Origin of the sequence: Chitinophaga sp., assembly GCF_036569185.1 — a bacterium.
Classification (GTDB): Bacteria; Bacteroidota; Bacteroidia; order Chitinophagales; family Chitinophagaceae; genus Chitinophaga.
Window position 1 is genome coordinate 1 of the sequence record NZ_DATCRD010000138.1, and the last position, 12,370, is coordinate 12,370.

Consider the following 12,370-nt stretch of genomic DNA (forward strand, 5'->3'; position numbering starts at 1 on the left):
GGGTATCCAGGGCCTTCCCTTAAGCGGATCGGGAAACGGCTGGCAGGGAAATAACTTTCTGAATGGTGCGCAGGACTTCTGTGAGGTAAATAAATTTTGAAAATTTCTCTCACTATAAAACCTGGACACTCATGAAGACCATTCAATCAAAAACAATCGTGTTTATTACCGGTTGCTTTGTACACAGCAGCGGCTGGGACAACTGGAAAGCCTATTTTGAAAGCCTGGGCTATACCACTTACGCCCCCGCCTGGCCTCACAAAGAAGCCTCTCCCGCTGTGCTGAGAAGCCAGCATCCGGATGCGCCCCTGGCGGCCAACAGGTTATCGACCCTGAAGGAGTATTTTGCTGATTTCATTAAGAAGCTGCCGGAAAAACCCATCCTGATCGGTCATTCCTTTGGCGGGCTCCTTACGCAGCTGCTGGTGAACCGCGACCTGGCCGCTGCAGGCGTTGCCATTCATTCGGTACCACCACAGGGTATCATTCCTTTCAACTTCACCTTCTACAAATCCACCTGGGGGCCGCTCGGCTTTTTTACCAGCAGCCGTAAATCATTCCTGATGACGCTGAAACAGTGGCAATACGCCTTCACCAATGGTATGTCGCTGGAAGATCAGAAAAGATCCTACGATGAAAACTGCATCCCTGAGTCGAAGCTCGTTTCACGGGATGGAATCAGCAGCGAAGCCCATGTTGATTTCAAAAAGCCCCATGCCCCATTGTTGATCGTAGCCGGAGAAGAAGATCAGATCATGCCTTTGGAAGTAAACCGCACTAACTTCAACCGGTACTCCAAAACCAATGGCTCCGTTACCGATTGGGCCATATCCAAAGGCAAGAACCACTTCGTAGTAGGGCTCCCCACCTGGCAGGAAGATGCCGCATTTATTGCAAACTGGATCAACCATCATTAACCCTTATCGCAACTTATTAGAACACGGGCGTATCCTGCAAAAGGATACGCCCGTCCTTTTGTCCCGACCTGTTTAAGGGAGCCCTGTTTCCTATTGGTTTCTGTTAAAAATATCTTAGGTAAATTATAGATAAGCCATCTCTTATAGTAATAGATTATCTAAGGTTTACCTAAGGTTTATATATAGGTTATATAAGGCTTATCTCTGAAACCCGCTACCATAGGGCATACAGAAGCGTACCCTGGCACAGGGTCAGGGATATCATATCCCTGGTACTTAATATAATTGAAATATATAATTAGATAAATAACGCAGGTACTTAATTTATCATCAATTAATGTATCTTCTTCATAAATCTTAATTATAAAATTGTTTATCAGTATTTTAATAAAAAAACATCATATGATCTTATTCATATTATATTTAAATATATGTACCAATAAAATCAACACTAAACGCGAATTTTCACCTTTTCTTTAAAAATTTTATGAATTAAGTAAATTAATCTTTTACTTTTATACTTAAGTATACTGATCGATCAACCAAAAAAGTACTTAAGTACATTATTCAATTTTTAATTACTTATTTTATGAAATTGTCAGCCACCTTTGTTATCATACTTGCTATCGCTCCCTTTATTACCAAAGCCGAAAACGACGATCCCCCGAAAAAGAAAAAAAGAGGCAGTTACTTAATTGAGCTTCCTGCCTCCCTGAATACCAGTTCCGACAGCGCTAAAGCCATCACCCTTTTCCAGGCATCGGAACTACCCTTCAAACCATCCATCCAGGTAGGCGCTATTGTACATATGTTCGCCTCGGGGGAACAAACCGGGTTTGGCGCTCCCAGCAATGATAAAACGGCGAAAGACTGGAACAAGGGCTTTTCCGTTTACCGCGCGAGGGTACTGGTAGGCGGCCAGCTTACTAAAAAAGCCAGTTTCTTTATGGAAACAGAAATACCTTCCCCTATCGGTATCCAATCCAACGGCGAAAAGAATGTGAAGGTATCGCCCATCATCCTGGACGCTCAACTGGAATATACTTTCACCAATGCATTCCAGCTCATAGCAGGTATGCAGCTGGTATCCAACAACCGTAACGGCTTACAGGGCGCCGCCGGGTTAATGGCCAACGACTTCACCTACTTCCAGTACCCTTATAACCTGTTCGCCAACAGTCCGCTGCAGGGAAATTTCGGACGTGACCTCGGTGTCAACGCCCGCGGGTTTCTCGCAAACGATAAACTGGAATACCGGCTCGGCGTTTTCACCGGCCGTAACGTAGATGGCGGCGCCCCCCTCCGTACGGTAGGCCGAGTAGCCTATAATTTCCTGGACGCGGAAAAAGATTTCTACTACGCCGGCACTAAATTAGGCAACGGCAAAACACTGGCATGGGGCGCCGGCTTCGACACACAGGCCTCCTATTACAACCTCAGCACGGATGTATTTTTTGACCACCCGCTGGGCAACGCCGGCTCCCTTACGCTCAACGCGGCCTTCCAGTACATGACCGGCGGCACCAGCCTGGATTCCAAATACTCCTTTGCTACCCTCATTCCCAAACAAACAGTTCAGTTCCTGGAGCTCGGCTACTACTTCAAAAAGTCGAAACTCCAACCCTGGATCCGCTACGAAAACCAGGACGTAAGCGCGGATGCCGCACAAACCGGCGCTGTAAAGCCTTCCAACTTCGATAAAATAAACTCCAGCACCGTGATGGGCGGAGGGCTCAACTACTTTTTCAATGGCACCGGTACTAACCTGCGCCTCTCCTACACTACCCGTACCTACAACGTAGCTACTGCTATACCAGACGACTATACGAAAAAAACATTCGGCCAGGTATGGCTACAGGCCCAGTTCTTCATCTTCTAATGCACAAACATTCATTCATCTTCTTTATAAAATATAAGTCAACATGAGAAACGCTTTCCTGAAACAACTACCCATCCTGCTCCTGGGCGCTTCGGCACTCTTTTCTTCCTGTAACAACAGCGCCGGGAAAACCGGTGGCGCCGACTCCGCCGCTACCTCCAAAGAAACCGTGAAAATAGGCGTGCTCCACTCCCTCAGCGGCACCATGGCCATTTCTGAAGTATCCTTAAAAGATGCGGTGCAAATGGCGGTGGATGAAATCAACGCGAAAGGCGGCGTGCTCGGTAAACAGATAGAGCCGGTGATCGTAGACCCGGCGTCCGACTGGGACCTGTTCGCGGAAAAAGCGAAGGAACTGCTCATCGATAAAAAAGTATCTGCCGTATTTGGCTGCTGGACTTCCGTATCCCGTAAATCCGTACTGCCCGTATTTGAGCAGAACAACGGCCTGCTCTTTTACCCTGTGCAATATGAAGGGGAGGAATGCTCCAACAGCGTGATCTATACCGGCGCTACGCCCAACCAGCAGCTGATTCCGGCGGCGGAATACCTCATGAGCGAAAAAGGCGGCGGCTATAAAAAGTTCTACCTGCTGGGAACAGACTATGTATTTCCCCGCACGGCCAACAAGATCCTGAAAGCCTACCTGCTTTCTAAAGGCATCCCGAAAGAAAACATCATTGAAGAATATACGCCGTTCCACCACCAGGATTACCAGACCATCATCTCAAAAGTAAAACGCTTTGCGGCAGATGGTAAAGCCTGCATCCTCTCTACTATCAACGGCGATTCCAATGTGCCTTTCTATAAAGAGTTTGCCAACCAGGGCCTCTCTTCAGCTACCTGCCCTATCATGGCGTTTTCCGTAGCAGAAGATGAGCTCCGCTCTATGGACACGGAATTCCTGGTAGGTCACCTGGCGGCATGGAACTACTTCCAGTCGAACGACCTGCCCGAGAACAAAAAATTTGTAGCCGATTTCAAAGCCTTCTGCGCGAAGAAAGGGCTCCCCGGCGGCGATAAAAGAGTGACAGACGATCCTATCTGCTGGGCTTACACCGGCGTATACCTCTGGGCCAAAGCCGCTGAAAAAGCGGGCTCCTTTGATGTATCAAAAGTGCGCAACGCTTTATACGGACTGGATTTCCCTTCTCCCGACGGACTGGTAAAAATGGACCCACGCAATCATCACCTGGCCAAACCGGTAGTGATCGGCGAAATAAAACCCGACGGCCAATTTGATATCATCTGGAAATCGGAAGGACTGGTAGATCCGCAACCCTGGTCGCCACTGACATCACCGGATAAAGATTGCGACTGGGTGAACCACAACGGTACCTACGCAAAAAAATAAGTGATGCTTTTTAACTGAAGACAGGCTATTTCCAACCTATCAAACACGACGCGATGAATACTTCCTTACGGATGCTGATGTGCTGCTTTCTGCTGCTGCCGCTGTTTTCAGCGGGGCAGGACAGCGCCTCCATCTACACCGCACAGCTGCTGCAACCACCCGCCGACTCCGTGCGCACACAGGCAATTGGCAGGCTGGCCGCCCTTCGTATACCGGCCACCTTTCCCTTACTGATGGCGATCAATGATAAAAAGCTGTACCTGCTGGATCAGAAAGCGGTTACGGTAGACAGTAAGCCTACCGGCGAAGGAACCTACCGGCTTTACTCCCTTTATCCCGATAACACACTCCTTACCAACAGCAGCGGGCAACCGCTGCTGTTGCCCTTGTCTGCCCTCAAAACGGTGGACATTCCCCGGGGCGACCGCCTCCAGCTGGCAGGTATAGCGCCACTGCTCAACCTTTTCAGCAACGATGCGCAGAAACGCACCCTCGCTTATTCACAACTCAAAAACACCGGCGACAGCGCAACGCTCTCCATCCTGCAGGCCGCACTGGCAAAGGAAACCAACGCCGATGCACTACGCACCGGTAAAGATGTGCTCTACGCCGCGCAATTATACAAGGCTACTACTACCGCTAACGCCAACGCCTATATCGACAGCATCGGCGATAACTGGAGCGATAATGCTCCTGTGCTGCTGCGCAACTACGCCAAAGCAGGGTTCCTTAACCAGGAAACAGCCCACTATGCCGCCGCAAAGGCCATCAGCCTGGAAAAGCGGTACGACAGCCTCCAGCGCATCCAGAACTTTTTCAGCGGGTTAAGTCTTGGCAGCATCCTGATCCTCATTGCCCTGGGGCTTTCCATTGTATACGGCCTGGCCGGTATCATTAACATGGCGCATGGAGAATTTATGATGATAGGCGCCTACACCACTTATTGCACTCAGGTATTTTTTACCCATACACTGGGCATTCCACAAACAGATATTTTCTTTCTCTGCGCACTGCCCTTGTCGTTTATCGTGGCAGGCGCTATGGGCTGGATCCTGGAAAGACTGGTGATCCGTCATCTCTACGCCAAACCACTGGAAAGCCTGCTGGCTACCTGGGGCGTAAGCCTTATCCTGATCCAAACGGCCCGTTTGTTATTCGGTGATCTTACCGCAGTGAAAACGCCGCAGCTGCTTTCCGGCGGCTGGCAGGTATCGCCACATCTTACCCTGCCTTACAACCGCATCTTTATTATAGTGCTCACGCTGATCATGGTACTGTTCACCTACCTGATGCTGTTCCGTACCAGGCTGGGCTTACAGATCAGGGCTGTTACACAGAACCGGCAGATGAGCGCCTGCCTGGGCATTGAAACCAGACGCGTGGCATCCATTACTTTCTTTATTGGCTCCGGCCTGGCCGGGCTGGCAGGTTGCGCCATTACGCTGATCGGCAACGTGGTGCCTGATATGGGACAAACTTATATTGTAGACTCTTTCCTGGTGGTAGTTACAGGCGGCGTAGGCAAACTGGCCGGTACTATCTTTTCCGGTTTGGGCATTGGTTTCTTCACAAAAATATCGGAGTCCTTTTTCCAGGCAGTATACGGTAAAGTGTTTATCCTGTTGTTTATAATGCTGTTCATGCAATATAAACCCAAAGGCTTATTTCCTGACAAAGGCCGCATTGCGGAAGATTAAAAACCGGGCATATGAAAACGAACAACAACACACTGCTATATATTTTATTCATCGCTGTTTTTGCGATCCTGCTGCCGGCAGGTTACCTGTCGGGGCTCCTTTCTGTGAACACCATTTCCGTATGGGGGCGGTACTTCTGCTTTGCCATTGCGGCGCTGGGCATTGATCTGATATGGGGGTATACCGGCATCCTCTCCATGTGCCAGGCCTTTTTCTTTTGCCTGGGCAGTTATGGCATTGCCATGCATTTGCTGCTGAAGAAAACCGCCGCCGCCGGCGCTGTGCTGCCTGATTTCATGGCCTGGAACAAAATAGAAACACTGCCCTTCTTCTGGCAACCGTTCCAGTCGTTCGGCTGGTCGCTGGTATTATGCCTGCTCATTCCCGCGGTGTTTGCATTTATTGTGGGCTTTGTATTATTCAGAAGCCGTATCAAAGGCGTGTATATGGCTATCATTACGCAGGCGCTTACCCTGGCGATGTGGCTCATTTTCCTGCGGAATGAAACAAACCTGGGCGGTACCAATGGTCTTACCGATTTCAGCACCATACTGGGTTTTCCCCTTTCTTCATCTTCCGTAAAACTAGGGCTGTATATGATTTCCTTTGCCGTATTATGCGGGGCCTATTTTTGCTGCTACCGCATTACGCATTCCAAGTTCGGGAGAGTATTGCAGGCTATCCGCGACAGCGAATCCCGCGTTAGCTATACCGCCTACAAAGTGGTGGATTATAAGCTGGCTGTTTTCGTAGTGGCGGCACTGTTAGCTGCCGTAGGCGGTATGCTGTACCTGCCTCAAACCGGTATTATTACACCGGGGCGTATGGATGTAAAAGCATCGGTAGAAATGGTGATGTGGGTGGCACTGGGCGGCAGGGGCAACCTGAAAGGCGCCGTGATAGGCGCTTTGCTGGTGAATTTCCTGTACAGCATCTGCACCAGTTTATTCCCGGATTCATGGTTGTTTATACTGGGCTTCCTGTTTGTAATTACGGTATTATATTTTGATAAAGGATTTATGGGATTGGTAGATAGTATTAAACAAAGATTTTCCGCCACCCGGTTTAAAACACCTCAAACTACCCATTGATATGCTACTGAACGTAAATAACCTGGCGGTATCATTTGGCGGTGTGCATGCACTGGACCTGGATCATTTCAGCCTGCGCGATAAAGAACTAAGGGTGATCATCGGCCCCAACGGGGCGGGTAAGTCCACCTTCCTGGATATCATCTGCGGAAAAACAAAAGCAGACAAAGGTACCATCACCTTCAACGGTAAATCCATTCTCGGTAAAACGGAAGTGCAGATCGCTGAAGCCGGCATTGGGCGCAAGTTCCAGAAGCCTTCGGTATTTCCCGGTCTGTCCGTGTACGATAACCTGCTGCTGGCGGCCAGGATGAAGAAAGACATCTTTTCTTCCCTCTTCTTCAAATCCACCCCGGCGCTGGCCGAAAGGATACACAGCGTAGCCGTGAAGTTATCGCTCACCAATGTGATGTACAAACTGGCCGGCGATCTTTCCCACGGGCAGAAGCAATGGCTGGAAATTGCCATCGTGGTATTGCAGGACCCCACCCTGATGCTGATAGACGAGCCTGCCGCCGGCATGAGCGATGAAGAAACGGAGAAAACCGGCGCACTGCTGCTGGAGCTGTCTAAAGCGCACAGCATTATTGTAATTGAACACGACATGAAATTTGTAGAACAGATAGCCAACGAACTGGTAACCGTGCTGGTTCGCGGCAAACGATTGATGGAAGGCACTTTCGCAGAAGTAAAGAACGACCAGCGGGTGATAGATTGTTATTTAGGCCGTACTAACGCTCAATTGGAAACATTATGATGAACACACCGGTATTAACAGTAAATAATATCTCCGCCGCATACGGGCAGAGCATCATTCTGCGGGGCACTACCCTCGCGGTAAAGAAAGGCGCCGTTACCACGGTAATGGGCCGCAACGGCGTGGGTAAAACCACGCTGCTGAAAACCATTATGGGTTTGCTTCCTGCACAGGAAGGCAGCATTGTTTTCAACAATGAAAACATTACCGCCTTACCACCGCATAAAAAAGCAAAAGCAGGCATCGCCTATGTGCCCCAGGGAAGGGAAATTATCCCGAAATTAACGGTATATGAAAACCTGCAACTGGGGCTGGAAGCGCATCCCGACCGCAAAGCAAAGATCCCTGAAGAGGAGATCTATCATTTGTTTCCCATCCTGAAAGATTTCCGCAAGCGCGCAGGGGGTAATCTTTCGGGAGGGCAGCAGCAACAACTGTCTATAGCCCGCGCGCTGGTAAGCAACCCTTCCCTCCTGCTGCTCGATGAGCCTACCGAAGGGATCCAGCCTTCCATTGCACAGGAAATTGGCAACATCCTGCAACAACTGGTACGGGAAAAAGGACTCTCTGTTTTACTGGTAGAACAAAAGATCGATTTTGCCAACCAGGTAACGGACCACTACTATTTTATGGACCGGGGCCGCATGGTAATGGATGGCACTGCGGAAGAACTGAAACACGCGGAGCTGGAGAAACATATTGCAGTATAGCATTATCTTTAGCATATGCATCCTGTATCCGAAGACAGAAGTATTTTTAAGATCTTCACCATCCTCTATGCGGTGGCGCTCACTACTATTGCCCTGCTGTCGGTGTTCAGCCAGATCAAGATCCAGCAGGCGCTGAACCACCAGATGAATGATTCGCATGTGATCAACTTTGCAGCAAGACTGCGCACTTACAGTCAGACCCTGAGCAAACTGGCGCTGCTGCTGGAATCGGGCCGCGACATAGAGGACAACCGGAAAGAGTTTATCAATACGCTGAAGCAGTGGCAGAAATCGCACGAAGGCTTACAGGCAGGCAGCAACTTCCTCAACCTGCCGGCCAACGACCAGGATGAGCTGAAGCAGATGTTTGAAATTATACGCACGCCCCACCAGGAAATATGGGACGCCGCCAGTAAAATGATCACGGTGCTTTACCGCGACACCACCTTTAACGCGGCGCATATACGCCCTTATGTACAAACCATCCTGGCGTATGAGAAATCGTACCTGCTGGGCATGGAGCTGATCGTGTTCGACTACGACCGCTTTTCCAAGGAACGCATCCGCAACCTGAAAGAGATTGAATACATTGTACTGGGCCTGGTATTGTTCACCCTGATGCTGGAAGCCGGCGTGATCTTCTATCCCCTTTCTACCCGGATCCGGAAAATTATCCGTGGTTTGGTAGATGCAGAAGAGCGGGCCCGTAAGTTAACAGAAGAAGTGCAACTGGCTAACCAGGAGAAACTATTGCGCCAGGAAATGGAGCAGCGTATCCGTTCCTATTCCATTATCAACGGACAGGAAAAGGAGCGTAAGCGGATTGCCGCTGAAATACACGACGGTATCGGGCAAATGCTTACCAGTTTGCGTATGAAACTGGAGCAGATAGAAGACCGGGGCATGCAGCATGATCCTGAAATAGCCATGGTGAATACCATGATGTACAGTATCATCCATGAAACCAAACGCATTTGTGCAGACCTGCTGCCCAGCGTGCTGGAAGATTTCGGGCTACGCGCCGCCATCGATGAGCTGATCAAACTATGCAGGCAAACAGCGCCGGGCATCGATTTCCAGCTGGAAGAAACTTTATCGGCGGCTCCGTTACCCAAGGAAGTTAAAACAGGCGTTTACCGTATCTTGCAGGAGGCATTGAACAATGCCATTAAACATGCAGACGCAGATACCATTGAAATAGATATTGACGGTACGGCCAGCTTCCTGCAGTTGAGCGTGAGCGACAATGGCAAGGGCTTTCATTTCGACAGCCGGCAGCTGTACTCCAGTGAGCAGGTTAAAAAAGTGAATGGTATCCGCAATATGAAAGAAAGAGCGGAGTTGCTGGGCGGTACCCTCCAGATCAGTTCACAGCCTGGCGCCGGAACAATTGTACAGTTGGCAATAACTTTTTAGCAATGAAAAAAACAGGCGTTTTTTTAGTAGATGATCATGAAATATTCCGGAACGGTCTTAAACAGCTCATCAACAGTGAAGCCGATATGGAAGTGATCGGAGAAGCCAGCAGCGGCGAAGATGCCATACAACAACTGGCAGACATCCGCCCTGATGTAATAATTATGGACATCCGCATGCCGGGAATGAACGGCCTGGAAACCAGTATACGCCTGCTGGAAAAAAATCCCCGTGGCAGGATCCTCTTCTTTAGTCTTTTTGACGAACCCGACTATGTAGCTGCCGCCCTGGAAATGGGCGCCAGCGGTTATATCCTGAAAGATACCAGCAACAAAATATTCCTCAGCGCTATCCGTACCATTCACCAGGGACGGTATTATTTCATTGGCGAAGTAAGCGACGTACTGGTGAAGAAATACCTGGATGCACGCCAAACACCCGGCAATGGCGGCACTTCAGACATTTCCCTCTCCCGGCGGGAAGAACAGATCATGCGCATGATCAGCCAGGGACTTAACAATAAAGACATTGCCGAATCGCTGAACATCAGCATCCGCACTATTGAGGCGCACCGGATGAACATCCTGCGCAAATTCCAGGTAAACAGTATAGAGGAAGCAGTGGAGTATTGTAAAACGAATGGGTTACTGAAAGAGGAATAAGGGAACCGCTTGCCGCGGCTCCCTGTATAGGTTTATTTTTTCCAGGTATTATCTTTTGCATTGGCATCCATAAACAGGTTGCCATCCAGCCGCACAGCGGTCACTTCTTTCTTCACCGCCAGCTCCAGCGTGGTAGCTTTGGTATTGGCTTTCCATACCGCGGGAGTTTGATGATAAGTAGCTTCGCTGCCATCCGCAAAAGTAACGATCACATCAAAGGGGATCGCAAACCCGCCGGTATTGGCAATTTTCACGGATATATGTTTCTTGTTTTGTTCTACTTCAGATAAAGTAAGATCGATGTAGTTATAGCTGAAGAACCAGTTGTTCCAGAACCAGTCCAGGTTTTCACCGGCGGCCGTATTGAAGGAATAGAAATAATCCCAGGGGATGGGATGTTTGCCATGCCAGTTGTCCATATAAGCATGCAGGCATTTTTTAAAGCGTGCATCACCGAGGAGATCTTTCACCGCCAGGTAAGACAAAGACGCCTTGCCATAGGAGTTATTGCTGTAGCCCATTCCGCTTACCTGGTTGGACATGGAAATGATAGGCTGATCTTCTTCCGTAGACGGATCAAAGATATATTTGGTAACCCTGAACTTTTTGTAGAAGTTATCCGCTGTTTCCTTTCCTTTTTCCGCGATGCCGATGAGGTATTCAAAAGTGGTGGCCCAGCCTTCATCCATAAAGGCGTAGCGGCTTTCGTTGATGCCCATGTAGAAAGGGAAATAGGTATGCGCTATTTCATGGTCCTGCACCAGTTGTGCGAAGCTGAGATCGTCGCCCACAGAGCCGTCGTTTACCATCATGGGAAATTCCATATCTGCAAATCCCTGTACGGCAGTCATTACCGGGAAGGGATACGGCACGCCCGGCCAGTGACGGGAGAACCAGCTCAGGGCGTTCTGTGAAAACGCTACTGAATGACGGAAGTCTGTTGCCGTATCGTTATACGCCGCCTGTACGCTGGCGCGGCGCATAGTACTGCTGTCTACCACTACGCTGGAGGCATCCCATACATAATGGTTGCTGGCCGCGAAAGTAACATCCGCAATATGGATGGCCCTGAACTTCCAGGTATTCCTTCCCTGCTGCCTGGTTACCACTTTGCGCTGCATTTCATCGAGGGTAGCAATGTGCATCACGTTATCCGCAGTATAAGATTGCTCCAGGCGTTTCGCAAATTCGGGCTGCAATACTTCCGAGGCATTGAGCAGGTTGCCGGTGCCCCATACTACGAAGTTCTCAGGCACGGTTACCGATACGTTGTAGTCGTTGAAGTCGCTGTAAAACTCCACCCGGTCAGTATGATCCAGTCCGTCCCACCCGTTGTAGTCGTCGTACACCGATACGCGGGGATAAGCATAGGCCATAAACACGGAGGTGCTGTCCAGCATACCTTCCCGGCCGCTCTGTACAGAGAGGTCGTAATGCCAGCGGATCTGCAGCTGCAGGCTGTCTTTCGGCTGCAACGGCTTAGGCAGCACTATATTCGTTACCGTACCTACGTCGTTGTTAACAGGCAGCGCCACGCCGTTGGCGATCAGCGTATCGATGGTTACGCCATCTGTCAGGAAATTCTTGCTGGTATAACCCGAGCGGGGCGACTGTGGCTTATGCAGATTCACGATAAGGCGAAGCAGGAAGCCTTTCAACGCATTGGGACTGTTGTTTACATAGCTGATGGTTTCACTGCCCGTTACCTTACGGTCGGGCGGGTTTACCGACAGGTGGATATTGTAGGTGCCCTTGTTCTGCCAGTAGTTCTTTCCTGGCGCGCCGCTTTTATCGCGGGTTCCGTTTGCATATGCCTGTTTAATATTACGGGGCATGTACAATTCCTGTGCTGATGCTATGGTGTTTGCCCCCAATAACAACAGCAGG

The 12,370-nt window shown here is 49.7% G+C and carries 10 protein-coding genes; 9 read left to right on the plus strand and 1 reads right to left on the minus strand.

The annotated features are described in order from the left end of the window. The first annotated feature begins 131 nt into the window (after positions 1–131). From VIM72_RS09785 to VIM72_RS09825, 9 genes are all read left to right on the plus strand, one after another. Complete coding sequence (locus VIM72_RS09785; protein ID WP_332002652.1) at positions 132–917, plus strand: alpha/beta hydrolase; 786 nt, start codon at positions 132–134, stop codon at positions 915–917. A 589-nt stretch (positions 918–1,506) separates the two neighbouring features. Continuing rightward, on the plus strand, positions 1,507–2,796 hold the full coding sequence (locus VIM72_RS09790) for a hypothetical protein (protein WP_332002653.1): 1,290 nt from the start codon (positions 1,507–1,509) through the stop codon (positions 2,794–2,796). Between the two features lie 43 nt (positions 2,797–2,839). Continuing rightward, complete coding sequence (gene urtA, locus VIM72_RS09795) at positions 2,840–4,150, plus strand: urea ABC transporter substrate-binding protein (protein WP_332002654.1); 1,311 nt, start codon at positions 2,840–2,842, stop codon at positions 4,148–4,150. A 53-nt stretch (positions 4,151–4,203) separates the two neighbouring features. After that, complete coding sequence (urtB, locus tag VIM72_RS09800; protein WP_332002655.1) at positions 4,204–5,847, plus strand: urea ABC transporter permease subunit UrtB; 1,644 nt, start codon at positions 4,204–4,206, stop codon at positions 5,845–5,847. Positions 5,848–5,858: 11 nt separating this feature from the next. Continuing rightward, a complete protein-coding gene (gene urtC / locus VIM72_RS09805) occupies positions 5,859–6,938 on the plus strand; it encodes an urea ABC transporter permease subunit UrtC (RefSeq protein ID WP_332002656.1) in 1,080 nt (359 codons plus the stop codon). A gap of 1 nt (position 6,939) precedes the next feature. Next, a complete protein-coding gene (urtD, locus tag VIM72_RS09810) occupies positions 6,940–7,695 on the plus strand; it encodes an urea ABC transporter ATP-binding protein UrtD (protein WP_332002657.1) in 756 nt (251 codons plus the stop codon). Then, positions 7,692–8,405, plus strand: a complete 714-nt coding sequence (gene urtE, locus VIM72_RS09815) for an urea ABC transporter ATP-binding subunit UrtE (protein ID WP_332002658.1) — start codon at positions 7,692–7,694, stop codon at positions 8,403–8,405. Before urtD ends, urtE begins: the two co-directional genes overlap by 4 nt. 15 nt (positions 8,406–8,420) lie before the next feature. Next, complete coding sequence (locus tag VIM72_RS09820; RefSeq protein ID WP_332002659.1) at positions 8,421–9,821, plus strand: ATP-binding protein; 1,401 nt, start codon at positions 8,421–8,423, stop codon at positions 9,819–9,821. Between the two features lie 2 nt (positions 9,822–9,823). Then, positions 9,824–10,483, plus strand: coding sequence for a response regulator transcription factor (locus tag VIM72_RS09825; RefSeq protein WP_332002660.1), 660 nt, complete (start codon positions 9,824–9,826; stop codon positions 10,481–10,483). Between the two features lie 32 nt (positions 10,484–10,515). Here VIM72_RS09825 and VIM72_RS09830 read toward each other — a convergent pair. Further along, a partial coding sequence (locus VIM72_RS09830) for a M1 family metallopeptidase (RefSeq protein ID WP_332002661.1) occupies positions 10,516–12,370 on the minus strand: 1,855 nt, incomplete at its 5' end.